The organism is Flavobacterium sp. (assembly GCF_021151785.1).
Classification (GTDB): domain Bacteria; phylum Bacteroidota; class Bacteroidia; order Flavobacteriales; family Flavobacteriaceae; genus Flavobacterium.
Map to the genome: position 1 here is coordinate 43,805 of NZ_JAGKWP010000001.1, position 26,874 is coordinate 70,678.

General features: G+C 32.2%; 22 protein-coding genes. 8 read left to right on the top strand and 14 right to left on the bottom strand.

Features of this window, described 5'->3' with window-relative positions:
• Nucleotides 1-42 precede the first annotated feature (42 nt).
• From QZ824_RS00235 to QZ824_RS00245, 3 genes are all read right to left on the bottom strand, one after another.
• Entirely contained in the window at nt 43-381 is a 339-nt protein-coding gene (locus tag QZ824_RS00235; RefSeq protein ID WP_291274033.1) for a T9SS type A sorting domain-containing protein, read from the bottom strand.
• Nucleotides 382-552: 171 nt separating this feature from the next.
• A complete protein-coding gene (pckA, locus tag QZ824_RS00240) occupies nt 553-2,181 on the bottom strand; it encodes a phosphoenolpyruvate carboxykinase (ATP) (protein WP_291274034.1) in 1,629 nt (542 codons plus the stop codon).
• A gap of 73 nt (nt 2,182-2,254) precedes the next feature.
• On the bottom strand, nt 2,255-2,638 hold the full coding sequence (locus QZ824_RS00245; protein WP_291274035.1) for a DUF423 domain-containing protein: 384 nt from the start codon (nt 2,636-2,638) through the stop codon (nt 2,255-2,257).
• Nucleotides 2,639-2,771: 133 nt separating this feature from the next.
• Here QZ824_RS00245 and QZ824_RS00250 point away from each other — a divergent pair, with 133 nt between their 5' ends.
• Nucleotides 2,772-4,142, top strand: coding sequence for a saccharopine dehydrogenase C-terminal domain-containing protein (locus QZ824_RS00250; RefSeq protein WP_291274036.1), 1,371 nt, complete (start codon nt 2,772-2,774; stop codon nt 4,140-4,142).
• Nucleotides 4,143-4,243: 101 nt separating this feature from the next.
• Nucleotides 4,244-4,714 carry an Lrp/AsnC ligand binding domain-containing protein gene (locus QZ824_RS00255; protein WP_291274037.1) on the top strand — a complete coding sequence of 157 codons (471 nt, stop codon included), beginning with the start codon at nt 4,244-4,246 and terminating at the stop codon, nt 4,712-4,714.
• A gap of 76 nt (nt 4,715-4,790) precedes the next feature.
• Here QZ824_RS00255 and QZ824_RS00260 read toward each other — a convergent pair whose 3' ends face one another.
• Nucleotides 4,791-5,489, bottom strand: a complete 699-nt coding sequence (locus QZ824_RS00260; protein WP_291274038.1) for a zinc metallopeptidase — start codon at nt 5,487-5,489, stop codon at nt 4,791-4,793.
• 262 nt (nt 5,490-5,751) lie between these two features.
• On the opposite strand from QZ824_RS00260, the gene gdhA reads away from it, so the two are divergent.
• Nucleotides 5,752-7,095 carry an NADP-specific glutamate dehydrogenase gene (gene gdhA, locus QZ824_RS00265; protein ID WP_291274039.1) on the top strand — a complete coding sequence of 448 codons (1,344 nt, stop codon included), beginning with the start codon at nt 5,752-5,754 and terminating at the stop codon, nt 7,093-7,095.
• A 65-nt stretch (nt 7,096-7,160) separates the two neighbouring features.
• Here the strand turns inward: gdhA and QZ824_RS00270 are convergent, their stop codons facing one another.
• From QZ824_RS00270 to QZ824_RS00285, 4 genes are all read right to left on the bottom strand, one after another.
• Nucleotides 7,161-7,805, bottom strand: a complete 645-nt coding sequence (locus QZ824_RS00270; protein ID WP_291274040.1) for an HD domain-containing protein — start codon at nt 7,803-7,805, stop codon at nt 7,161-7,163.
• 41 nt (nt 7,806-7,846) lie between these two features.
• The gene (locus QZ824_RS00275; protein WP_291274041.1) at nt 7,847-8,836 is read right to left on the bottom strand and encodes an acyl-ACP desaturase; all 990 of its coding nucleotides are present in this window, start codon (nt 8,834-8,836) and stop codon (nt 7,847-7,849) included.
• Nucleotides 8,837-8,842: 6 nt separating this feature from the next.
• Nucleotides 8,843-9,574: a lysophospholipid acyltransferase family protein gene (locus QZ824_RS00280; RefSeq protein ID WP_291274042.1), complete on the bottom strand. Its 732-nt coding sequence runs from the start codon at nt 9,572-9,574 to the stop codon at nt 8,843-8,845.
• Nucleotides 9,575-9,655: 81 nt separating this feature from the next.
• Nucleotides 9,656-10,066: a BrxA/BrxB family bacilliredoxin gene (locus tag QZ824_RS00285; protein ID WP_291274043.1), complete on the bottom strand. Its 411-nt coding sequence runs from the start codon at nt 10,064-10,066 to the stop codon at nt 9,656-9,658.
• Between the two features lie 145 nt (nt 10,067-10,211).
• Between QZ824_RS00285 and QZ824_RS00290 the strand changes: the two genes are divergently transcribed.
• The gene (locus QZ824_RS00290) at nt 10,212-11,018 is read left to right on the top strand and encodes a hypothetical protein (RefSeq protein WP_291274044.1); all 807 of its coding nucleotides are present in this window, start codon (nt 10,212-10,214) and stop codon (nt 11,016-11,018) included.
• A 105-nt stretch (nt 11,019-11,123) separates the two neighbouring features.
• Here the strand turns inward: QZ824_RS00290 and QZ824_RS00295 are convergent, their stop codons facing one another.
• Complete coding sequence (locus tag QZ824_RS00295) at nt 11,124-12,269, bottom strand: lycopene cyclase family protein (protein WP_291274045.1); 1,146 nt, start codon at nt 12,267-12,269, stop codon at nt 11,124-11,126.
• Nucleotides 12,270-12,353: 84 nt separating this feature from the next.
• On the opposite strand from QZ824_RS00295, the gene QZ824_RS00300 reads away from it, so the two are divergent.
• The 3 genes from QZ824_RS00300 (at nt 12,354) to QZ824_RS00310 (ending at nt 18,271) form a co-directional block, all read left to right on the top strand.
• Entirely contained in the window at nt 12,354-12,737 is a 384-nt protein-coding gene (locus tag QZ824_RS00300) for a hypothetical protein (protein ID WP_291274046.1), read from the top strand.
• A gap of 71 nt (nt 12,738-12,808) precedes the next feature.
• Nucleotides 12,809-17,140, top strand: a complete 4,332-nt coding sequence (locus tag QZ824_RS00305) for a CusA/CzcA family heavy metal efflux RND transporter (protein WP_291274047.1) — start codon at nt 12,809-12,811, stop codon at nt 17,138-17,140.
• A 6-nt stretch (nt 17,141-17,146) separates the two neighbouring features.
• The gene (locus QZ824_RS00310; protein ID WP_291274048.1) at nt 17,147-18,271 is read left to right on the top strand and encodes an efflux RND transporter periplasmic adaptor subunit; all 1,125 of its coding nucleotides are present in this window, start codon (nt 17,147-17,149) and stop codon (nt 18,269-18,271) included.
• A 72-nt stretch (nt 18,272-18,343) separates the two neighbouring features.
• Here QZ824_RS00310 and QZ824_RS00315 read toward each other — a convergent pair whose 3' ends face one another.
• From QZ824_RS00315 to QZ824_RS00335, 5 genes are all read right to left on the bottom strand, one after another.
• Complete coding sequence (locus QZ824_RS00315; protein ID WP_291274049.1) at nt 18,344-20,380, bottom strand: TonB-dependent receptor plug domain-containing protein; 2,037 nt, start codon at nt 20,378-20,380, stop codon at nt 18,344-18,346.
• A 103-nt stretch (nt 20,381-20,483) separates the two neighbouring features.
• Nucleotides 20,484-21,098, bottom strand: coding sequence for a lipoprotein signal peptidase (locus tag QZ824_RS00320; protein ID WP_291274050.1), 615 nt, complete (start codon nt 21,096-21,098; stop codon nt 20,484-20,486).
• Between the two features lie 123 nt (nt 21,099-21,221).
• Nucleotides 21,222-21,569, bottom strand: coding sequence for a nicotinic acid mononucleotide adenyltransferase (locus tag QZ824_RS00325; RefSeq protein ID WP_291274051.1), 348 nt, complete (start codon nt 21,567-21,569; stop codon nt 21,222-21,224).
• 156 nt (nt 21,570-21,725) lie between these two features.
• Nucleotides 21,726-22,910, bottom strand: coding sequence for a hypothetical protein (locus QZ824_RS00330; protein ID WP_291274052.1), 1,185 nt, complete (start codon nt 22,908-22,910; stop codon nt 21,726-21,728).
• A gap of 192 nt (nt 22,911-23,102) precedes the next feature.
• Nucleotides 23,103-25,913 carry a TonB-dependent receptor gene (locus tag QZ824_RS00335; RefSeq protein WP_291274053.1) on the bottom strand — a complete coding sequence of 937 codons (2,811 nt, stop codon included), beginning with the start codon at nt 25,911-25,913 and terminating at the stop codon, nt 23,103-23,105.
• A gap of 181 nt (nt 25,914-26,094) precedes the next feature.
• Between QZ824_RS00335 and QZ824_RS00340 the strand changes: the two genes are divergently transcribed.
• A complete protein-coding gene (locus QZ824_RS00340; protein ID WP_291274054.1) occupies nt 26,095-26,784 on the top strand; it encodes a response regulator transcription factor in 690 nt (229 codons plus the stop codon).
• Nucleotides 26,785-26,874 lie beyond the last annotated feature (90 nt).

Sequence of the window (26,874 nt, forward strand, 5' to 3'; positions counted from 1 at the left end):
TGTAAAATTTAGATTAAATTTCTAATTTTAACAACTGCTTAATTAGTTGATAATAAGTTTTCTAGTTGACGAAGCATCGCCTTCTTTGATTTTAATGATGTAAACACCAGGATTCAAATTAGTAATATTCAATTCTTTGCTGTAAAGAGTTACATCAATCACTTTTTTACCAAGAACATCAAAAATTTCAACTTTTTTATCTAGGTTCAATTTAGATGTTATGAAAACTTTTCCGGTGTTATTAGGGTTGGGGTATACATTTAGCCCTTCAATAGTGGGGTCTTGAGTTTTGTTCACAGAACTTCTGCTGTCTTGTGCAACTACACTAGCAGAGAAAGAAAAAAAGAATAACAATAAAAAATAAATGTAATTTTTCTTCATGCGAACCATTTGTTTTGTAAAGATATAAAAAAATAAATCAATCTTTGTGCCATAATTAAAAAAAAGTGTATTTTTTTATCTTTGGAAGATTTAATAATATAATATATTACAAAAAAAAGCATCAATTACAATTGATGCTTTTTTAAATATAGTAGTAGTTAGTTTGTAAAATTAACTTAATTGTGGACCAGCTTTTACCAATGTAGCCCCTTCTTCGTTGTCTGTATATTGAACGAAATTCTTAATAAATCTACCTGCTAAGTCTTCAGCTTTTGTACTCCATTCAGAAGCATCAGCATAAGTGTTTCTAGGATCTAAAATGTTTGCGTCTACATTAGGTAATGCAGTTGGCACCGTAAAGTTAAAAACTGGAATTACTTTGGTTTCTGCTTTTTCAATAGAACCATCTAAGATTGCGTCAATAATAGCGCGAGTATCTTTAATAGAAATACGTTTTCCTGTTCCATTCCATCCTGTATTTACCATATAAGCGGTTGCATTATGTTTTTCCATTTTTTTCACTAATTCTTCTCCATATTTTGTAGGGTGAAGTGATAAAAATGCTTTTCCAAAACAAGCCGAAAAAGTAGGCTCAGGTTGTGTAACTCCTCTTTCTGTACCAGCTAATTTTGCTGTAAATCCAGATAAGAAATAGTATTTAGTTTGTTCTGGAGTTAATTTTGAAACAGGAGGCATTACACCAAAAGCATCTGCAGTTAAGAAGATTACTTTAGTTGCATGACCTGCTTTAGAAACAGGTTTAACAATATTCTCAATATGATAAATTGGATAAGAAACACGCGTGTTTTGTGTAACAGAACCATCTTTGAAATCAATTTTTCCATTAGCATCAACTGTTACGTTTTCTAGCAATGCATCTTTTTTAATTGCTCCATAGATATCTGGTTCGTTTTCTTTACTTAAATCGATTGTTTTTGCATAACAACCACCTTCGAAGTTAAATACCCCGTCGTTATCCCAACCATGCTCGTCATCACCAATTAACTCACGTTTTGGGTCAGTTGATAATGTCGTTTTTCCTGTTCCAGATAAACCAAAGAAAACTGCAACATCACCATCTTTACCTTTGTTAGCAGAACAATGCATGGAAGCAATTCCTTGTAGAGGTAAGTAATAATTCATCATGGAGAACAATCCTTTTTTCATTTCTCCACCATACCAAGTTCCACCTATTAATTGAATTTTCTCAGTTAAATTGAAAGCTACATAAACTTCAGAATTTAATCCATGCGCTTTGTAGTCTTTAAAAGAAGTTTTAGACGCATTCATTACAATAAAGTCTGGCTCACCAAAATTTGCTAATTCTTCAGCTGAAGGACGAATGAACATATTTGTAACAAAATGAGCTTGCCATGCCACTTCCATGATGAAGCGAACTTTTAATCGTGTATTCTCATTAGCACCACAAAAAGCATCTACTACAAATAATTTTTTTCCAGATAATTGATTAACAGAAGTTTCTTTTAAGGCATTCCAAGTTTCTGTTGAAATAGGTTTGTTGTCATTTGCTGCTTTGTCAGAGTTCCACCAAATGGTGTTTTCTGTAACACTATCTTTAACAATGTATTTGTCTTTTGGGGAACGCCCTGTAAATTCACCTGTCATTACATTAACAGCGCCAAGTTCTGTTAATTGCCCTCTTTCAAAACCTTGTAAATGATCATTTAATTCTTCATTATATAGTAAGTCATATGAAGGGTTATAAATGATTTCCTGAACGTCTTTAATACCATATTTTTCTAACGAAATCGTTTTCGTAAATTGAGCATGTGTATTCATAAATAATAAGTTATGTTGCTTTATATTAAAATGCGAAAATAAAAATTAAATTTTAGATATAAGGTGATATTAGCTATTTTTTTGTTAGAAGTTTATATATAAGCATTCCCCAATCAGCTATTAAAAATAGCCCACCAATAGGGGTTATGGGACCTAAAATTTTAGACTTAATGCCAGTAATACTAGAAGTTGTCAATAAATAAATAGATCCAGAAAAAAATAAAACACCAATTAAAGTGAAATAAAAGATGAACTCTTTGTCTTTCATAGTTAGTAAGCTGGTTGTGCCAACAAATAATAAGAATAAGGCATGATACATTTGGTATTTTACTCCTGTCTCAAAAGAAGTAAGTTGGTCAAGGGTTAATACCTTTTTTAAAGCATGGGCACCAAAAGCACCTAAAATGATAGCAAAAAAACCAAAAACGGCAGCAACTACCAAGATCTTTTTTTCCATTTCTTTCTAAATTTCGGACAAATATATGAAAGTATACTAAAACTTTATCAATAAAATGCATTTTAACTTTTTAAAAATATAACATTTTATTACCTTCGTGTTATAATTCTATTAAACAAACCAAAACAACAGAATGAAAAAAATACTAATTATTGGTGCAGGTCGTTCGGCATCGTCCTTGATAAAATACTTAATTGAAAAATCAACTTCCGAAAATTTACACATAACAATTGGAGATTTATCAGAAGAATTAGCTAGAAAAAAGACCAATAATCATTTAAATGCCCGACCTATAGCTTTCGACGTATTCAATGAAGTGCAAAGAAAAGAAGAAATTCAGCAAGCAGATTTAGTAATTTCCATGTTGCCTGCTCATTTACATATTGAAGTTGCTAAAGATTGTATCGCTTATAAAAAGCACATGGTTACAGCTTCTTACATTAGTCCAGCAATGCAAGAATTAGATGAAGTGGCCAAAGCAAATAATCTGATTTTGATGAATGAAATCGGCTTAGATCCTGGTATTGATCATATGAGTGCTATGAAAGTAATGGATGAGATTAGAGCAAAAGGAGGACAAATTATTTTATTTGAATCTTTTTGTGGTGGTTTAGTAGCACCAGAAAGCGATACTAATTTATGGAATTATAAATTTTCATGGAATCCAAGAAATGTGGTTTTAGCTGGTCAAGGAGGTGCTGCTAAATTTATTCAAGAAGGAAAATACAAATACATTCCATATAACAAATTATTTAGAAGAACCGAGTTTTTGGAAGTAGAGGGTTATGGTAGATTTGAAGCCTATGCCAATAGAGATTCGTTAAAATACAGGAGTATATATGGTCTTGACGATGCTTTAACATGTTATCGAGGAACCATTAGAAGAGTGGGTTATTCAAGAGCTTGGGATATTTTAGTGCAGTTGGGAATGACTGATGATACTTATATAATGGAAAATTCTGAAAACATGACTTACAGAGAATTTACCAATTCTTTTTTGCCTTATCATCCAACAGACACGGTTGAAATTAAATTAAGACATGCGCAAAAAATAGATCAAGATGATGTTATTTGGGATAAATTAGTGGAATTGGATTTGTTTGATGGAACAAAAAAAGTAGGTTTAAAAGAGGCTACTCCTGCTCAAATTTTAGAAAAAATATTAGCAGAAAAATGGGCTTTGCAACCCCAAGATAAAGATATGATTGTAATGTATCATAAGTTCGGTTATATTCTGAATGGAGAGAAAAAACAAATAGATTCAACCATGGTTTGTATTGGAGATGATCAAACCTATACAGCAATGGCTAAAACTGTAGGTCTACCTGTTGCTATTGCTGCATTAAAAATATTAAAAGGTGAAATAACAACTCCAGGAGTTCAACTTCCAATTTCAAAAGAAGTTTATGAACCTATTTTGAAAGAATTAGAAGACTATGGTGTTATTTTTAAAGAAATAGAGGTGCCTTATTTAGGTTACAACCATCTAAACATTACTAATTAAGATAAAGCTTTTGCTCTTGAATCCTTTTCTAAAACAATTGAAAAGGATTTTTTTGCTTCTAATTGTAACTAATTTTATATCTTTAATTAAAAATTGTTAACATGAAGTTAAATCATTTACAAATTGAAATTGACGGAATAGATAAAGAAATTCTGCGAGATTTGATGGAAGATGCTAGGAAGCCTATTTTACAAATTGCAAATAAGATAGGTATTTCAGGAGCAGCTATTCATCAAAGGCTAAAAAAATTAGAGCAAGCAGGTGTAATTTCTGGGTCTAAGTATGTGGTAGACAGCAAAGTATTAGGATATAAAACTATGGCTTTTGTTGGGATTTATTTAGAAAAAGCTTCAAGTAATCCTGAAGTTGTAAAAGAATTAAAAAAAATCCCTGAAGTATTGGAAGCACATTATACTACGGGTAATTGGAGCATTCTAACTAAAATTATTTGTCAAGATAATGAGCATTTGATGAATTTATTGAATAAAAAAATTCAAATAATAAAAGGTGTCTCAAGGACAGAAACATTTATTTCATTAGAACAGCAAATAGAAAGACAAATTCAGCTCTAAAAACATTAGATTTAAAGAAAAACAATCCAAATACTTTTAAATATTTGGATTGTTGAATGTTTTTAAAAATGAGAAATTATTCTCTTCTGCCAAAAACTTGTAAAGCCCAATATAACATAGATGCTACGGCTCCAATTGCAGCTACTAAATAAGTACGAGCGGCCCATTTTAAGGAATCTTCAGCACCAGCATATTCTTGTTGAGAAACCATGTTTTTATTTTTCAACCAAGCTAATGCTCGATTACTAGCATCATATTCAACAGGTAAGGTAATTAATGAAAATGCAGTTGCAATTCCCATTAATATCAATCCAACAATCGCAACAATGTATCCAATCGACAAACCTTTAGAAGCGATTCCTAAGATTAATCCCCCTACAATTAACCATTGTGATAAAGAAGAAGAAACGTTAACTATTGGCACCATTTGAGAACGCATTGTTAGCCAACTGTAAGCTGTAGCATGTTGAACCGCATGACCACATTCGTGTGCAGCTACAGCAGCAGCAGCAGCATTTCTTTGATTGTATACCGCTTCAGATAAATTAACCGTTTTGTCTACTGGGTTGTAATGGTCAGTTAAACGTCCGGGTTTTGAAATAACCTTAACATCATAAATCCCATGATCGTGAAGCATTTGTTCTGCAATTTCAGCTCCACTCATACCATTTCTTAAATGAACTTTAGAATAATAATCAAACTTACTTTGTAAACGGTTACTAACCAGCCAACTTACTAAAGCAATTCCCGCTATTAAGATATAATATCCAAACATATTTTTCTAATTTTTGATTTCAAAAGCTATAGCAATTTTTGAGCCAATTTAGAAAAAATGACAACTTGTCAAGATTCTTTTTTTTAAAATAATGAAACATATCTTTTGTTCCAAAATTGCTAATTTCTTAAAAATTAAACAACATGAACTTTGAATTATCAATGATTGGCAAATTAAGGTTTAAAATTTTGTTATATTCTTCGTGAGTTGTGTTTTAAAATGTATATTTGCCACTAGATAATTTTATAAATTAAAATATATTATGAGTCAAAGTGTTAATGCATTTTTAGAAGCAGTTGCTAAGAGAAATGCAAACGAGCCTGAGTTTATGCAAGCGGTAAAAGAAGTTGCAGAAACTGTAATTCCTTTCATTGAGCAAAATCCTAAATACCAAGGGAAAATGTTATTGGAACGAATGGTAGAGCCAGAAAGAGTAATCATGTTTAGAATTGCTTGGATTGATGATGCAGGTAATACACAAGTAAACAGAGGATACAGAATACAGATGAATTCTGCTATCGGACCTTACAAAGGAGGAATTCGTTTCCATCCTTCAGTAAACTTAAGTATTTTAAAATTCTTAGCTTTTGAACAAGTATTCAAAAACTCATTGACAACATTACCAATGGGTGGTGGAAAAGGAGGTTCTGATTTTGATCCAAAAGGAAAATCTGACAATGAAATTATGCGTTTTTGTCAAGCATTCATGACAGAATTACAAAGACATATTGGTGCTGATACTGATGTACCTGCTGGAGATATTGGTGTAGGAGGAAGAGAAGTAGGTTATATGTTTGGCCAATATAAAAAATTAAGAAATGAATTTACAGGGGTATTAACTGGAAAAGGAATTACTTTTGGAGGTTCCTTAATTCGTCCTGAAGCTACGGGTTACGGGAATGTATATTTTGCACAAAATATGCTAGCTACTAAAGGAGAAAGTTTTGAAGGTAAAACAGTTGTGGTTTCTGGTTCAGGAAACGTAGCACAATATGCTATCGAAAAGGCTACTCAATTAGGAGGTAAAGTAGTTACAGCTTCTGATTCATCTGGTTATATTTATGATGCTGATGGTATTGATGCTGAGAAATTAGCTTACATCATGGAAATTAAAAATGTAAGATATGGAAGAATCAATGAGTATGTAGCTAAATATCCAAATGCTCAATTTGTTGAAGGTAAACGTCCATGGGAAGTTAAATGTGATATTGCTTTGCCATGTGCAACACAAAACGAATTAAATGGTGAGGAAGCAAAAGTATTAATTGCTAATGGATGTATTTGCGTTTCTGAAGGAGCTAACATGCCTTCAACTCCAGAAGCTGTTGAAGCATTCTTAGAAGCTAAAATTTTATTTGCACCAGGAAAAGCTTCTAATGCTGGTGGAGTAGCTACTTCTGGATTAGAAATGTCTCAAAACTCGTTACGTTTATCTTGGACTAGAGAAGAAGTAGATCAAAGATTACATAGAATTATGAGTGATATTCACGAATCTTGTGTAACGTACGGTAAAGATGCAAATGGTTTTGTTGATTATGTGAAGGGTGCTAACGTAGCTGGTTTCGTAAAAGTAGCTGATGCCATGTTAGGACAAGGGGTAGTATAATTACAAATTGTTATATAAAAGTAAAGCAGTTTTCCATGGAAAACTGCTTTTTTTGTTTCTTGTTATTAAGCTTCGCCTTCCCATTCTGCATAGAATTGTGCTAAAAAGCGTTCCATGAAAGCATGCCTATTAGCCGCTATTTTTTTTGCGGTTTCTGTATTCATTTTGTCTTTGAGTAATAATAATTTTTCGTAAAAATGATTTATGGTAGGCGCAGTTGAATTTTTGTATTCCTCTTTAGTCATATTCATTTTAGGAGAGATTGAAGGATCGTAGAGACTTCTATTTTTAAAACCACCATAGTTAAACGTACGAGCTATACCTATCGCACCGATGGCATCTAGACGATCAGCATCTTGAACAATTTCTAATTCTTTAGAGTGAAATTTTGACTTGAAGTTTCCTCCTTTAAATGATAGATTTTCGATGATAGCTATCACATGATCAATTGTGGTTTTATCAAGTTGTTCTTGCTCTAGAAATTGTCTGGCTATTTTTGGTCCAATCTGTTCATTTCCATCATGAAATTTGCTATCCGCAATATCGTGTAAGAGCGCCCCTAATTTAATAACGGTGAGGTTGCAGATTTCGGTTTGTGCAATTAGAAGCGCATTTTTATACACACGTTCAATGTGAAACCAGTCATGACCGCCTTCAGCCTCTTTTAATTTATTTTTTACAAATACTATTGTGTTATCAATGCTACTCATAGGAAAAAAAATCCTTTCGTTTTTGAAAGGATTGTTATTTGTTATTTAATTAAAGCGGGTTGTACCCATTTGAAAATATGAGTTTGATCTGGAAGTACTAGTCGCTCTGAAATTTTTTTCATTCTGTCTGGTAATCTCATAATGAAATCTCTGGCTTTTTCTGCTTCATCTGTAAGACCGTTGATTTTATCAATCTCCCATTTATCAATAAGTTTTTGCATGATTTCAACATAATCCATAGCGGTATATACTCCTAGTTTTTGAGCTGAAGTAGAGAACTGCTCAAAAGCGGTACTTATTTTTTCCCCTGACTCCCTTAAGAAGTGGGCTGGCATGGTGATTTTTAACTTCATCATGTGTTGGAAAGCCAGCATCATTTCACTTGGATCTACTTTAAAAATTTGATTTACAAATTCACTATAGGCTAAGTGATGGCGCATTTCATCTCCAGCAATTAAATTACACATTTTGTGTAATTTTTTATCTCCAAATTTTTTAGCAATTTGTGCTACACGATTATGTGAGATGTAAGTAGCTAATTCTTGAAAACTTGTATAAACAAAATTTTTATAAGGATCTTTACCAGTACCAATATCAAAACCATCGTTAATCAAGTGGTGTGTTGTTTGTTCAACCTCTTTCATGTTTACTCTACCTGAAAGATACAAGTACTTGTTTAATACGTCTCCGTGGCGGTTTTCTTCTCCGGTCCAGTGACGAACCCATTTGCTCCATCCGTTACGGCTTTCATTGTCTACGCCTTCTACTTCCATTAACCATGATTCATAAGTTGGTAGTGCCTCTTCAGTAATAGTATCTCCTACAAGGACTACCCAAAAATCATAAGGTAAATCTTTTGCAATTTCTCTTAATTCTGTTACATCGTCTAAAAAAGTTTCGCTTTCAGAGTGAGGTAACAAATCGGTTGGTTGCCAAATTTTTTCCACTGGAATTAAAAAATCGTTCATGAAAGAATCGATCTTTTTTTCTAGCAGTTGCATAACTTCCAACCTTACATTTTTTAATGACATGTTTTATTATTTTATATTTTGGGTTATTATTTTTTCTGTTTTTTCAATTAGTTCCTCAAAACTATAGTCGGCTCCTTTCAAAGCTGGATGAATCATAAACTCTAAACGATTACCTAGACCTAATGGAAATTGTCCATATCGTGTCATTTTCCAAGAATTATTTATAGTGACTGGAAGAAAATAAGCATCAGGGGCAAATTTATATAACATTTTTAAACCATTGACTGAAAATTCTTTTGGTTTGCCATTTTTACTTCTTGTACCTTCAGGAAAAATAACTACTGAATAATTATTTTCGTTGATGTATTCGGCCACTTTTTTAATAGCAGGCAAGGCTTGTTTTGGGTCTTTTCTGTCAATTAGTGCAGAACCGCCATGGCGTAAATTATAAGAAACACTAGGTATGCCTTTTCCTAATTCTTTTTTGCTGATGAATTTAGGATGCAATTTTCTTAAAAACCAAATAAAAGGCGGAATGTCATACAAACTTTGATGGTTAGAAACTATAATTACTGGAACATTGTTAGGAACATTTTCAAATCCAGTTATTCTATATGTGGTACCTAAAATATGTGTAGAACGAACTAAAAACCAGTTGAGCACGGCTACACTAATTCGGTGAGCATTGTAACCAAAAAGATTGAAACAAATCCATTGAATCGGATGAAAAATCACTAAACAAAGGCCAAAAACAAAATAAAAAATAACCGATAAAGGATAAGAAAGTATTTTTTGCATGGTATTTTTTTGTCAAAGATATTCCTTAAAACAATAAAAACCATCAAAAAGGATGGTTTTTATTGTTCAATTGCTCATTTATTAGCAAAATTCGTTATAAGCATCTTTTAAGTTTTCCGCAATTAAGTCGGCTGGTCTACCTTCGATGTGATGTCTTTCAAGCATGTGAACTAATTCACCGTTTTTGAATAAAGCCATACAAGGAGAAGAAGGAGGGAAAGGGAACATATGTTCTCTCGCTTTATCTACCGCTTCTTTGTCTACTCCTGCAAAAACAGTTACTAATTGTGTAGGTACTTTAGTATTGTCTAAACTCATTTTTGCGCCTGGGCGCGCGTTTCTTGCGGCACATCCACAAACGGAATTAACCACCACTAGAGTAGTGCCTTCTTTAGCTAACGCTTGTTCAACTTCTTGTGCATTATATAATTCTTGGAAACCTGCTTCTGATAATTCAGCACGCATTGGTTTTACTAATTCTTCTGGATACATACTAATTTGATTTCAACATTAATGATGTACAAATTTACAAAGAATTTTAGTGTAGACCCAATACAAAATCATAAAGATTTGTTATTGTTTTTATAGAAACTTCTTATTGCCAAAAGAACCTAATATCTTTGCTAAAAATATACATATGAAAAATTGGTTGTTTTTTTTATTTTTTACTTTTTTAGTTCAAGCACAAAATGAAAAAGAAATAGAGGTTGTTGTGGTAAAAAAAGCCCCTAAAATAGCTACTGTTTTAAAACGGTTAAATAAACAATTGTTGAAAAATGTCGATACTACAACTTATGTTTATCAATTAAATCAACTCAATTTTGAAAACACAGATACCATTATTTCTAGAAATGAAAAACAACTTTTGAAGTTTACTGATTTTGCTGGTCAATTTTCTAAAAAAAATGAGATTGAAAACAAAGACAATTGGTTCACTAAGATTAAAGAAACGTTTAAAGATTATTCGGCAAAAGAGTCTCCAATAGGTTGGATTTCTGGTTTTCCTGTCCGAAAAAATATTACGATAACAGACTTAGATTTTATTCGAACCACTAGAGGTTATGCCTATAAAGTCGAATGGATTAATGATGAAGATTTACTAATTTCATTTCAATCTGCTAATTTTTATAAAGGTCAATTTGTAGTAGATAGAAATTACAATTTACTTTCTCTATCATACGAAGTTCAAGCACCATATCCGTTTTATTACACTAGTGATCAGAGTGTAGGAAAGTATCACACCTTTACTTCAAGTTGGATTTACCAGCGCGAGAAAGTAGCTATGACTTTTGCAATAGTTAAAAAGAAAATGGCTTTAGTTTCTTTGTCAATTGAAGAAAAATTGCGTGATTTTGTTTTTAACAGATACAATAAAGAAGGTGTAACATTCACCAAAAAGACTAATTTCTCTACTCAAATAGAATTGTTTAGACGTATTGAATAAATTCTAGGAGCATACATTATTTTTCAAAGATTTTTTGTCCTGCTTTTTGCATTACAAGGTAGTTTGCTATAATTAAGGCTACTCTGGACGTTTTGTTTTCATAACCTAAAAACTTTTAAAAATTCTATTCCACAAGGCTTTAATGAAAATACCTTTTGGGCATTTATTAATAACTTGTAGGTCTTCCCAAAGAGAAGTTTCTTCATCAAGAAATTTGAAAATGAGTGCTACTTTTCCGTCATGAAACAAGGCGCTAAAAATTTGGTTTCCAACTTTATTGTTTTGGTGTAAAATATCAATAAGTAATAAATCATAGAACCAGAATTTATTTTTGGTATGAAACTGTCTAAAATCGCTATTGCTTTTGCTAAATGTGCTAAGCTTTTTTGCTTTTTTATAGGCATTTTTAAAGGTGTAACCCGTGCTTGCTTTAGTCCATCCTCCTGCTGAGCCAATATGAATGATATTTGCTGTGTTGTGTTTCCAAAAAGGATAACAAGTCATTGGGATATTGCCTTGTTCTTTCTCAAGTATTTCGAAATGTTGTACACCTAAGTCATTTAGGTAATGTGTAATGGCTTGCTCATATTCCTCTTTAGGCAGAAGGTCTTTAGAAAACAAGGTATATTCAATAAGTGCTTCATTTTTGGTGTTAGGTAAAACATACATGAATCGGGTATTACCTTTTTGCTTAATAGAAAAATCCATAAAGGTTGGACAATTTTCTGTGAATACCGCTTCTTTCGTTTGCACTACCCATCCTATAAAATGTTGTTGAACTAAGGGGAATTTAGTTTGTGAAGCTACCCAATCGGGGTTGTAGATGCTATTAAAAACGCGATTACAAGTGTAGAGTTGTATATTAGTTTTTACCGTGCAATGGGTACCAAGTTCTGTCACATCAATTACTTTTTGATGGGCAAAGTGAACGTTTGGATGTTGTTTAGCTAGATTGTAGATGAATTGGTAAAAAGTGCTGCTTCTCAGTTTTTTATAACGGTAAGGATGAAGCAACATTTGTTGTGTATGTGTATTGTCTTTAAACCATGCTTTTAGCCAAATCTTCTCTGATTGTTTGTCAAATAAAGAAGAAGAGTCCCAAAAACACCAGGTGCGGTCGTTGGAGTTTTTTATTTCTTGATCTAAGATAAGGATTGAGGAATCTTTAAAAAACGGGTCTTCAAGAAAATGGTAAAGAGTGAGCAGAGCAGCTAGTCCGCCTCCTGTGAATATGTAATTATAGTGTTGCATAGCTTCTTTTTTGGTAAAATTAACCTTAAATTTATTTATGAAAAAATTAATATATAGAAAATATTTTCTTGTTACCTTTGTATAGTGAAAAAGTATATAACGCTAGCCTTTTTATGTGTGTATTTGTTTTCAATGACTGAAGTTCATCAGTTATTGAAGATGCCTTTATTGGTTGAGCATTACTTAGAACACAAACAAGAAAACAAACAATTGTCTTTGTTGAGTTTTTTTGAAATGCATTATTTGAATGGTCAACATCTTGATTCAGATCATGATAAAGACATGCAGTTGCCCTTTAAAAATTTTCAAGACAATCATCCTAATGTTGTTTTAGCTTTACCAGAATCGGTAGAATTTATCCCTCCGTATGTATTTCCTCAAGATGTTATGGTGCTTAATTTTAATGAGCATCAAATATTTATTTCCAATTTTTTGACTTCAATTTGGCAACCGCCTAAAATAGCTTAATTAATGTTTTTATTTTCGTCCTTTTCAAGGATGAATGACTTTCTGTATTCATTAATTAAAGTTCCTTATTCATGTTAAATAAAATTATAGAGTTTTCTGTAAAGAATAAACTCCTTGTAGCCTTGTTCACCCTTGTTTTAATAGGATTTGGGGTATATAATGTGCAAAAATTACCTATCGATGCTGTGCCCGATATTACCAATAATCAGGTACAAGTTATTACGGTAGCGCCTTCGTTTGGAGCCACAGATATAGAGCGATTAGTTACTTTTCCTATCGAACAAGCCAATGCTAATATTGCTGGTTTAAAAGAGATAAGAAGTTTTTCTCGTTTTGGTTTATCTTTAGTAACTATAGTATTTGAAGACCAAGTAGATGTGTACTGGGCTCGTCAGCAGGTGGCTGAGCGATTACAAGAGGTTCAAAGCCAATTACCTCAAGGGATGGGTACGCCAGCATTGGGCCCAATTTCTACTGGACTAGGTGAAATTTATCAATATGTAGTTCGTGCTAAAAAAGGGTATGAACAAAAGTATGATGAAACTGCATTACGTACAATACAAGATTGGGTTGTTAAGCGTCAATTAGCAGGTGTGAAAGGCGTCGCTGAAGTCAGTAGTTTTGGCGGAAAATTGCGTCAGGTTGAAATTAGTATTCAGCCCAATAAATTAAATGCTAATGGGATTACTATTACCGATGTATTTGATGCCTTAGAAAAAAACAACCAAAATACTGGAGGGGCTTACATTGAAAAAGAGGCTTCTGTTTTATTCATTCGCAGTGAAGGCTTGATTCAGAATCTGGAAGCGATTGAAAACACTCCAATCACAACAAAAGGAGGTGTACCTTTATATATTAAAGATGTTGCTGAAGTTAAAAATGGATTTGCCACCCGTTATGGTGCGATGTGTTATAATAATGAAGGAGAGGTAACAGGAGCAATTGTAATGATGTTAAAGGGCGCCAATAGTAGTGAAGTAATTAAAAATGTAAAAGAGCGTATTGAGCAGATTCAAAAAACCTTACCAGAGGGCGTGGTTATTGAGCCCTTTTTAGATCGAACCAAAATGGTAAATAATGCCATAGGTACTGTTGAGAAGAACTTAATTGAAGGAGCTTTAATTGTTATTTTTGTTTTGGTTGTTTTCTTAGGGAATTTAAGAGCAGGTTTATTAGTTGCTTCTGTTATTCCTTTGTCCATGTTGTTTGCAATCATTATGATGAATCTTTTTGGGGTGAGTGGTAACCTAATGAGTTTAGGAGCCTTAGATTTTGGATTAATTGTAGATGGAGCGGTTATTATTGTTGAAGCAGTGATTCATCAAATTTATCATCGTCATCAAAAAGAAGAATCGATTCATTTGACTAAAGATGAGGTAAATAAAGAGGTAGAGTCTTCTGCAAAAAAAATGATGAATAGTGCAGTTTTTGGACAAATCATTATTTTAATAGTCTATCTGCCTATTTTCACTTTACAAGGAATTGAAGGTAAAATGTTTAAGCCAATGGCTCAAACGGTTGCTTTTGCCTTGGTGGGCGCTTTTATTTTATCTCTTACTTACATACCAATGATGAGTTCAATTGTGTTAAAAAACATAAAACACAATCCGCAACACTTTTCAGAGCGTATGATGGCCTTTTTGGAGCGTATTTACATGACTCGTTTAATTCAGGCTTTACACAATCAGAAAAAGATTATAATTGTAACTTTTGTAGCCTTTATTGGAGCCATAGTGGTTTTGTCTCAGTTAGGAGGCGAATTTATCCCTGCTTTAGAAGAAGGTGATTTTGCAGTTGAAACCCGTGTTTTAACGGGAAGCAATTTAAATACGACAATTTCGTCTACTCAAAAAGCTGCGGGTATACTTAAGGCAAAGTTTCCTGAAGTAGAAAAAGTAGTTACTAAAATAGGAAGTGGAGAAGTGCCTACAGACCCAATGCCTATGGAAGCTGCTGACATGATGGTGATTTTAAAAGACAAAAGTGAATGGACTTCAGCATCAACTTTTAATGAGTTGTCAGATAAGATGTCCGCTGCTCTACAAGATGTACCTGGAATTACAGTTGGCTTTCAATATCCTGTTCAAATGCGTTTTAATGAGTTAATGACTGGAGCTCGTCAAGATGTAGTATGTAAAATTTATGGAGAAGATTTAGATACTTTGTCTAAATATGCTAATAAAGTCGGCAAGATCGTCAATTCTATTAAAGGAGCCAAGGATTTATATGTTGAACCTATAGGAGGGATGCCTCAAGTAGTAATTGAATACAAACGAAACCTTTTGGCACAGTACCAACTGAATGTTTCTGATGTGAATAAAGTAGTAAATGCTTCCTTTGCTGGACAAAGTGCCGGATTGTTGTTTGAGGGTGAGCGTCGTTTTGATGTTGTTGTTCGCGTGGATGCGAACCAAAAACAAAACCTACAAGATATACAGAATTTATTGATACCAACACCTAAAGGGATACAGGTGCCATTGCAAGTACTAGCCGATGTAAACATAATTAATGGACCTAATCAAATCCAACGTGAGGATACCAAAAGAAGAATTGTAGTTGGTTTCAATGTACATGATTCGGATGTTCAAACGCTAGTAAATGAAATGAAACAAAAAGTGGAAACTCAAATTAAATTTCCTAGCGGCTATTACATTACTTATGGGGGAAGTTTTGAAAACTTAAATGCGGCCAAAGATCGTTTGATGATTGCCGTCCCTATTTCATTACTTTTGATTTTCTTATTGCTTTATTTCGCATTTAAGTCGATCAAACAAGCTCTATTGATTTATACTGCAATTCCACTTTCTACCATCGGAGGGATTTTATTTTTAGCTCTTAGAGGCATGCCTTTTAGTATTAGTGCAGGCGTTGGGTTCATCGCTCTATTTGGAGTAGCTGTTTTAAACGGTATTGTATTGATTGCTGAGTTTAATGCGCAAAGAAAACAAGGTATTTCCGATTTAACCGAGATTATATTAACAGGTACTAAAAACCGCCTTCGACCTATATTAATGACTGCTTTTGTAGCCTCTTTAGGCTTTCTGCCTATGGCTATTAGCAACGGTTCTGGGGCAGAAGTACAGCGACCATTAGCTACAGTAGTTATTGGCGGGTTGTTAATTGCTACTTTTTTAACGTTATTTCTTTTACCTATTTTATATATGATATTTGAAAAAAAATCTATTCGTGTTTTACCTAAAAGCGGAGTAGTGGTTTTGTTTTTCCTGTTTAGTTTTATGGGTATGGCTCAGCAAAAAATGCCCTTAGATAAGGTTATTGAACAAGGATTGAATTCTAATTTAATTCTTAAAAATGACAAACAACGAGTAGCTGCTGCCCAAGTCATGATAAAATCAGCTCAAGAAATACCAGCATTCAACTTAGTGGGTGAGTATGGACAATTAAACAGTGCTTTTAATGATAATCGAGTTGGGATAACACAAAATATTAGTTTCCCTTTTTTAAATGCTAAAAAGAAAAATTGGTACGAAGTGCAAACAGAGTTGGCACAATTGAATTATCAATCTTCAGAACAAACCATAAAAAAAGCTATTACTCAAACTTTTTATGATTTAATTTATGCTGTGGAACGCGAAAAAGTCTTGCAACAATCGGATTCTATTTATACCCAATTTTTAGAAAAAGCCAAATTACGATTACAAGCAGGTGAAACAAACCATTTAGAAAAAAATGGGGCAGAATTAGCCTTAGCTTCTATTAAAGCTGATTTTAAAAAGAATCAAGAGATGATTTACCAACTTCAATTGCAAATGCAATATTTGTTGTCTACCACTGATTGGGTAATGCCAGCTTATACAGATTTGAAAATTGAAGGACAAATTGCTGCTGATTTTGAAACGAATCATTTGCGTTTACAACTCATTGAAAAAGAGAAAAGAGCTAATGAAGTGGCGATACAAGTTGAAAAAGCAGCGTTATTTCCAGAAATTACCTTAGGTTATTATAGTATGACGATGCAAGGAATGGGGGCAGATGATGTGCAATATGGAAGTGGAGTACGATTTCAGTCATTTCAATTGAATTTAGGTATTCCTGTTTTTAATGGAGCCAATAGGGCTCGAAGAGCAGCTTATAAAATTAATGGGACCATTTTAGCTAATCAATCTGAATTACAGAAAAAAGAATTAGAACAAGCTAAGTTGGCTTTTCAAAATAAACATCAAAATGATGTATTGGTTCTAAAAAATTATGAAAATCAAGTGCTTCCAGGAGCACAATCAATGATTAAAACAGCTGATAAACAACTTTTTAAAGGTGAAATTAACTTTATGGAATGGTCGTGGATTATGCAGCAGGCATTAGCCTCAAGATTAGATTATTTAGAAAAAGTGAAGTCTTATAATGACGCTTTAATTCAGGTATTGTATCCAACTATAAATTAAAAAATAATGAAAAATATATATGTTTTAGCACTTGTGCTTTTGTTTTTAGGTTGTCAGTCCAAAATAGAACCACAAACCGCTGGTAAGCAAGCGGATGAGAATCAAGTTACATTAACGAGTCAGCAATTAAAAAATGCCGATTTATCATTAGGGAATATTGAAGAACAAGCTCTTCAAAGTACTGTTAAAGTAAATGGGAAAATAACTTTATCTCCTGAGGCAGTAGCGAGTGTAAGTATGCCATTAGGAGGCTATGTGCAAGCAATTAAGGTAATGCCTGGGATGAAAGTTCAAAAAGGACAAGTATTGGCTGTTGTTGAAGATCAAGCTTTTGTTCAATTGCAACAAGATTATTTGACAACTAAACAACAATTGATTTTCGCAACCAAAGATTATCAACGTCAAAAAGAACTCAATGCCTCACAAGCGAGTAGTGATAAAAGTTATCAATTAGCAGAGAGTGAATGGGCGAAACATAAAATCACACTCAAGGCTTTAGATGAAAAATTACGTTTAATACATATTAATCCAGCGACATTAACAGAAAATAGTATTTCTAAATCGGTTCGTATTTTGGCTCCCATTTCAGGTATGGTTACCCAAGTTAATATAAATATAGGTAAATATATAACAGCTACTGATGCATTATTTCAATTAATGGATAACACTAGTATGTATGCACAATTACAAGTATTTGATAAAGATGCTGCCCTTTTGCAAATAGGTCAGCCGGTAACGGTTTTTACTAATGCCCAACCTAATGTGAAGTATACTACAGCAGTTGCTTTTGTAAATAAAAATTTTGAAGCCCAATCAAATGCGATTGAAGTCTATGCAAAAATTAATAATCGTACTAATACATTGATTCCAGGAAATTATGTTAATGGCGTAATTGAGTTAAATAATGCTCATGCTTTTGTAGTGCCAAATGATGCGGTTGTTCATTTTGAAGGTAAGGATTATGTTTTTATCCAAACAGCATCTTCGGTATTTGAAATGGTTGCAGTTCAAACAGGAATTGTTACAAAAGAGGTGATTGAAATTAGGAATTATGAAACTCTAATAGGAAAAAAAATAGTTATCAAAAATGCCTATACAGTTTTAATGGCTTTGAAAAACAAAGAAGAATAGAGAATAGATTTTTTTTGCACTGCCCCAAAAGTAAACACTATTTTTTGGGGCAGTCTATTTATAAAGCCTTTTTTAAATTTTGTAGCGTATTCCAAAGAATCCTCTTCTACCTTGATTAGGAGCATAGACATAACTAGGGTCAAAAGTTAAGGCATAAGGATTGTTAGGTGTGGCTAATACATTTCCATTTGAGTCGTATTGTATATTTTGATCAAACGGGTCATTAGCTCGCGCAATAAGAAAAGGGGTGTTTTTATTTGGGGTCCAATTTAGAAGGTTTTTTATGCCACCATAGATTTCAAATCCCTCCCATTTTTTATAGCTTAATTGAATGTTTTGGATACTCCACCAAGGAGAATTTGGGCTTCTTGGGTCTAGTTGGCTCAATAAAGGCAAACGCATAGGACTGTAAGCATTGCCAGTATAATCTAAACTGATATACCAAGAAGGAATATCATAACTCAATGTCCAATTAGCACTCCATTTTTCGGTAAGAATAGGTCGTGTTTTAATGCGATTTTCCATTTTGTAGCTCTCCATATAAGTGGTGCCAACTATTGCTTTTAATCCGAAACTAGATACGTAATCTAAATTTAAATTGATACCCTTAGTTGTGGCATATCCTTTTAGATTTTGGTAGAGAATGGAATTTGGGTTTGAGTCGTAATCTGGTAAGATTTGGTTGTAAAAATAGGTGTACCAAACTGAGGTTTCAAGAGAAAGTAAGGAATAATCTTCGAATCGAATTTTTTTCATAAAGTTTACATTGGCATTAATTGATTTTTCGGGTTTTAGATTTTCACTGATTTTTATTTCTCTAGAACCAGTTAAGGCAGCATGTTCTTCAGTAAATAAATTCACCACACGAAAACCAGTTCCTGAATTGATGCGTATGCTATTGTTACTGTTCCATTTAAATCGATACGCTACTCGTGGGGTTTGGATCCAGCCGTGATTGTTGTTATAGTCTAATCGATAGGCAAGCATTAGCTTGTGTTTTGAATTTAATGCTATTTCATTTTGAAGAAAAATACTTCCTATTTGTAAGCGTTCTGCATCTCGTGTAGCAGGCGTGTTATCGTTGTAATATTGGTATCGATGAGCTAGTCCAATTAACAAGTCTTGATTTGAAAACACCTTGTTCCATGTTAATTGATTGAAACTAATTCGTTGATTAGCTAAATAAAAAACATGACCATAAACTGAATTTTGTTCGTGATTAGTAAATGAAAAGGCAAAATTTATGTTTTCTTTAAAAGGTAAACTATATTTTGCAATAATTTCTTGTCTCTTAGTGTAAATACTTTCCCCATAAATTGCTGTGCCACCTCTATAAGATTTGTTCCATTGCATTTGTCCGCCCCATCTGTCTTCATAAAAAAATCGCCCTGCCAGAGTTAGCGTTTTACTACTTTTTCTAATGACATTCCATTTATTAAAAACAGAAATGCGTTCTTGTAAAGTTACATCGGTAAATCCATCATGATTGTTATCTTTAGGAGAATTATAGTTGAAATAATTTAGCCCAAGTAAGGATTGTGTTTTTTTGCCAACTTGAAATTTATACCCTAAATCTAAGTTGTTTTCTAACCAAGAAGTAGTGAAGAAATCAGCTGATAAGAGAGGAGTGTTTTGGGGTGATTTGGTAATGATGTTTATCAACCCTCCCACCGCTTCACTACCATACAATGTAGACGCAGGTCCTTTTATTACTTCAATTCGATCAATAAGCGCATTGGGAATCCCAGACAAACCATATACAGTTGATAGTGCACTGACAATGGGCATCCCGTCGATTGTAACCATGGTATAAGGTCCTTCTAAACCATTGATGTGAATGTCGCCCGTATTGCAAATGTTACAATTGAGTTGTGGACGAACCCCATTTATGTTTTGTAGTGCTTCAAACAAATTTGAAGTAGGATTCTTTCTTAAGAAGTTAGTTGTATAAATTTCAACTGGAACAGTTGTTTCGCTTCGTATTACAGGTTTTAATGTTCCAGAAATTACAATTTCATCTATGCCTTTGTCGTTTTTAGCAATGCTGTCTTTTTTTTGAGACCAAGCAAAACTCGAAATCAAGATTGTAAAAATATATTTTTTAATCATAAAAAATTAAATTTAGACAAAGCTAAAAATAATTTTTAAACATAATAATTTTGTTTGATAATTAAATAACAAATTTCTTTTTAGTTGATTTTGTTAAAAGAGATTAAGATGATTTGTTATGATCTGTAAAACAACGCTTATTAAAGACAATCAAGATGCCAAATCCAGTAGAAATTGCAACATCTGCAACATTAAAAATAGCATTAAAAAAAGTAAATCCGCCTGAATAGTCCTTGAATGGAAACCAAGAAGGAACTTGTTCAAAACGATAAATAGGAAAATAAAACATGTCTACTACACGGCCATGAAATAATGTTCCGTAAGGCTCATTAGAAAAGAGTGTAGCCACTTGCCCATAACTATCGTTGAATAATATTCCATAAAATACAGAATCTATTATATTACCAATTGCACCTGCCATTATTAAAATAATAGCTGTTAATAGGTATTTTGAAACATTTTTTTGGATAGAATCCCATAACCACCAAGCTAATCCACCTACAGCTATGATTCTAAATAGTGTCAAGGCTAGTTTTCCATAATCACCTGGTAGTTCTAAACCCCAAGCCATTCCTTCGTTTTCGATAAATTGTATTTTAAACCAATTAAAAACGGTAACGCTTTCTCCTATTGTAAAATTAGTTTTAATATACACCTTACTGATTTGATCTATCAGAAGTAAAATAAAAACATATAAGTAGGCTTTCTTAACGCTCATAATCTAATTTTTATGCAAAAATAGATTTTAATTTAAATTGTTCTTTGTTTTTTATCAAATTTATAACAGAATAAAAAACTACGCTTGTGGCGTAGTTTGATATCTTGTAATTTAAAGGTTGGATTATTTTACGGCTAAATGATTAGTATAGAATTTTTTAATTTCAGCGATAGAATTTGTGTTATAAGATACACTACTTACCTCTTCTCCTTTATAAAAATTCCATAAACCTTCTTTCTTACCATCTTTAAAACTTCCTTCAGCAATTAAGTTTCCATTTTCATCATAAGATTTCCATAACCCATTACTTTTTCCATCAACATAGTTTCCTTCATGCATAATTTTACCGTTATCGTGATAATATTTTACTTTATAAGTATCTGGAGCTATTTCTTCAGCTGTAGGTTTTATTTCTTGTGAATATCCAAACGAAATAAATAATAAACCGCAAATTGTCATTAAAGCTTTCATAATCATATAGTTTTATAGTTTAATAATTCAAAGCTAGGAAATAAATTTACATAAAACAAACAATTACTTAACAATTTGGTAACATTGCTAAAAACTTAACATTGAGGCAAAAAAAAAACAGCTCTTTTGAGCTGTTTTTTCAGTTTTTCAATTTTTTTATTGTAATAAACTTGTTCCTTCAACTGTTGCCCAAACACCAGTAGTTATACTAGCACCTGTTGATGTTGTACTAGTTGTAAATTGACCTGTAGGGAAGTTAACTACTACTGAACCAGCACCTTTATAATTTGTTGTTGAACCAGTAATTTTTACATTCGTCAATTTGATTTTTGATCCATTAACTTGGTTGTTGTTTGTTGTAGCATCTTGAATTTTACAACCTGTTCCTTCATAAGTTGTACCATTGTTTGAGAAGCTGCCATATCCCTCAATAACGATGTTGTTAAAATCTCCATTTCCTTCTTTTTTAAATTGGAAAGCATCAATTTCAATTGAAGAAACATCTTCAGGTACACAGTTAGCGTTTCTTTTTAAAGTAATATTGCTAATTACTGGCCAATAATTATTGTTGTTAGAACAAGCTTCAATTTCCATTCCGAAATTTCCTTTTCCTACTTGGTAAGCATACCAATTTGAATTATTTTGTCCCTTCCATCCATCTTGCCAGTCAAAAGCATCATCAAAATTACCATAAGAGATTGCATTAGTCATACTTACTGTTCCACCAAAGAATTCATACCCATCATCAGCACCTTTATAAGCAACTAAATGATCTAAAGTTGTATTAGAACCAACAGAGTAGAAAGTAAATGAATTAGTTTCTTTTTGTCCATCGGCAATTTTTTTCCCTGCATATTCAACTCTTACATATTTTAATGTACCGCTGTTATCTGCACTGTCAGTTCCTCCGTAAGTAATGTTTGAACCGTCTTCAGAGATTGCAGTTGAAGCGCCTCCAATTGCATTAATTGGCGCATCTCCTACTATCATAATTCCTGACCATGAACCTGGTACTTTTGATAATTCAGTAAAAACAATTGGTTGGTCAGCAGTTCCTATTAAATTGATTGTACCTCCGTTTTCAACAATTAATCCATTGTCTGTTGAAGCTGTTTTGTCAATTGTAATTACACTTCCAGCAGCAATTGTTAATGTAGCTCCTGGTTTTACTCTCACTACACCTTTTAAGTTATAATTTCCATAAGCATAACTCACATTTCCAGTAATTTCTCCTTGAATTGTTCCTGTAGCAGGTCCATTTGTTTCTTCGTTATTGTCGTCTTTTGAACAACTTGTAAAGATTAAAGATAAAGCAGTTAATCCTAAAAATAATTTTTTCATTTTTTTTAATTTTATTGATTGTTGTTTACGTTGCAAATATCTTAGTAGTGAATTAATTGAGTATTTAATTAATATTAATTAATTATAAAATATTTACTTGTGTTATTAATTAAATGTTAGTTACAATTGCTTTCATGTTAAATTAAAAAGGGTTTCAAACTGAAACCCTTTTTAATTGTATGCACGACTATTTTAGAAAGTATAATTTAAACCAACTGAGAATCCAACTCCTCTCTTAAAATCTTTGTAAGTTTTTGAGTTTTCAATGAAGTTGCTACTGCTTTCATCACCTAATTCTAATCTTACTTTTGGGTTTAAAATATTATCGGCTGAGAATTTAAGATCAAAGTGCTCATTTATTTTATTAGTCCAAACCAAGTCTAATTTCTGAACAGGCATTTCATAAATATGATCAAAACCATTTGAGCCCACAGAATAAATTCTTTTACCAAATACATTATAAACCGCAGTTACTGTTGAACTCCATTTTTTATTTACATTGAATTGGTATTTTAAATCAGAATTTATTAACCAGTTTGAAGCGCCTTGTAAATTTCTGGTTCTTTGTCCTTTTTGGTAAACATTTTCAATGTTATCTAATAATTGACCATTTATAGGATTTATAATTTTATCAGCTAAGGTTACTTTCGTTTGCATTAACGTTCCATTGAAACCTAAAGAGAAATTAGATAAACTTTTAGAAATTCTTCCAAAATCAAAAATCATTTCTCCTTCAATTCCGTATAAAACAGCATCTTTTGAATTTGTATATGAAATCATTGGGCCTCCAGCAGAAGCGATGTAAATTTTTTCAATTGGATTTTCAATTCTTTTTCCAAAGGCAGATAAAGAGAACATTTCTTTATTCGTTGGGAAAATTTCATATTTTAAATCAACGTTAGTATTTTGACTGTTTTTTAGGAATGAATTTCCTTGAATAGTTTCTCCTTCTGGATCTACAATTTGTATTGGATAAGCTTCCATAGAAACTGGTTTTGTATAAGTTAATGATGAAGCGAATCTTAAATTAGACTTGTCATTAACAACATATTTTAAATTTAATGCTGGTAATATGTATGATTTGGTGTTATTAACTTTTTTGAATTCGTTTGATGCAGATCCGTCTTTGTAATAAGAAGTTAAATCAAACTGCTCAAATCTCAATCCTATGTTAGCATTTAATTTTTCAGTAATATTATAATTCAAATTAGCATAGGTACCAATAGTGTTATCTTTTACTTTTGCTTTCCAGTTATAAGCACTTTGCTCAATGTAAAATAATCTTTGATTCAAATCTGGATTATTTAAATCATATAAGATTTGATCGTTAATGTCTTCATAAGCTAAAGTGTAAATACTATAATTAGTATTAGGATTTAGGTTTAAGAAACGATAACTTGATTCTAATTGATTGCCATTTCCGTTAACTCCTATTGTTAATTTGTTGTCGTTTCCAAAGTCATAACTATATTCTGCAAATCCAGACATATATAAGGTGTTGTCAATTGTCAAATATTGTCTCAAAAAATTATTTGCACCATAGTTATAAGAGATTGTATTGTTACTGTTTTTAATTCCATAAAAAGAGTTTAAATCAGGCAAGCCGAATTTTGTTTTTGCTGCAGAAACACCCACTTTAATTTTGTGATTTCCATTTGAAGTTAATTTGTAATCGCCAAATAATTGTCCACTGTAAAAGTCAGTTTGCTCATATTTATTAACTCCAACAAAGGCATTTGGTGTATTGGTTTGCGCATTTAAAACCCCAACAGAAGTCGATATTTCACTACTAGATGATTTTAAGTACAAGAAGTTTGTAGATAAATTCAATCGGTTAGAACTATAATTTAATCCTAAAATAGCAGATGAATTGGTTTTGTAGCTATAAGATTGCTTGTATAAATTGTTGCTAAACTGTGCATATTGACCTGGTTGAAATGTTCTTCTAACCCCTTTTCTATATTGATAGCTATTGTCAAAATTTAAAGCAAATAAATAACTAAGTTTTGATGTTCCAATGTCGAATTTATCACCATGTAAAATACCATAACTTGAATTTAAAGGACTTTTTCCTTTAGTTGGAGAAACTGAATTATCAAATGTGTTTTGAGCTTTTGTACCGCTAATGCTGATCGATTTAGGCTGCGATCCAAAAACAGAAGGTAAGTCTCTGTAGATTGACTCAAAGCCAAAGTAACCAGCTCCCTTTTGAGAATTTTTAGAATAATAAAAGTCTTTTAGGTTGTTGTTGGTAACAAATCCAGTACCAATTGAAATCTTTGTGATTGGCTTAGTAATTTTAGTTGTTGTTTGAACATTAAAGGTTGCACCAGCAAAATCGCCGTAAATGTTAGGGCTAAATGTCTTATAGGTATCAATTTGATCCACTACATCAGAAGGTATTAAATCTAAAGGGATCATTTTATTAAAAGGATTATTAGTAGGAGCGGCTAATCCGTTGATTAGTAGGTTTGTATATCGTCCTTCTAGTCCTCTTACAAAGATTCCCCTAGAGTCAACTTTAGTAATACCAGATATTTTTGTTAATCCTTCTTCAACATCACTAATACCTTTTCTAGACATTTCTTGTGCACCAATACTTTGTTTGATTTCTACTGCTTTTTGTTGTTCTTTTAAAAGTGCTGTTTCTGTAGTTTTCTTTAAAGATACTTTAACAACTACTTCTTCAATTTTAGAGGAGTTTTCTTGAAGACTTGTATTTACTTCTAACGTTTGTCCAGAGTTTAGCGTAATGCTTTTTTCAATAGATTTGTAGCCAACAAATGAAAAAACAAGTGTAAAATTTCCTGGTTTTGCATTTAATTCGTAATTTCCATTTATATCTGTATCGGTTTTATAACCAGTTCCTTTAAGGGAAACAGACACAAATCCTAAAGGTTGATTGTTTTCTTTGTCTTTAACAAGACCTTTGATTTTTGTAGTGTTTTGGGCAAAACTGATTACCGAAATGAATAACCAGAATAATAAAAATTTAATTTTCATGAAGTTGTGTTTATTTTTGCTGCAAAATAAACTCTTGAAAATTACGCGATTGTTATTCAGAAGTTATTAGTAAGTTTGTTAAAAGTTAAGTTAAGGTTAATAGATTAAATTACCGTTAAGTCAAAGTTTTCTAACTTTTTTATCTTTAACTTTACCGAAATATTGAATGAAATTTCACAAAATGAAGAAAAAAGATATTAAAATCTTATTAGTGGATGATGAACCAGATATTCTAGAAATAGTAGGATATAATTTGGCTCAAGCCGGTTATCAAATTTCAACAGCTACAAACGGTAAAGAAGCAGTAAAACAAGCTATTAAAATTAAGCCTCATTTAATTATCATGGATGTAATGATGCCTGAAATGGACGGCATGGAAGCTTGTGAACAAATACGAGAAATCCCAGATTTAAAAGACGTTATCATTACCTTTTTAACAGCTAGAAATGAAGACTATTCTCAAGTGGCTGGTTTTGAAGTAGGTGCAGACGATTATATAGCAAAACCTATAAAGCCTAAGTTGTTAGTTAGTAAAGTTAAAGGTCTACTTAGAAGGCTTAAAGAAGAGGAAACGGTAGCAGAATCTACTTCAATTCAAGTAGGAAATCTTCAAATTAATAGAGAAGAATATAAGGTAATAAAAGATGATCAAACTATAATATTACCTAGAAAAGAGTTTGAGTTACTTTATTTATTAGCTTCTAAGCCAGGTAAAGTTTTTACCAGAGCTGAAATTTTAGATAAAGTTTGGGGAAATGAAGTAATTGTTGGCGGAAGAACAATTGATGTTCATATAAGAAAATTAAGAGAAAAAATTGACGACGACATTTTTAAAACAATTAAAGGTGTGGGTTATAAAATTGAATTTTAATGAGTGTCAATTTTAAAAAATCATATAAGTTTGCTTTTAAATCATCACTTTACATCTCAATATTTTTATTGGGATGTCTTAGTTTATATC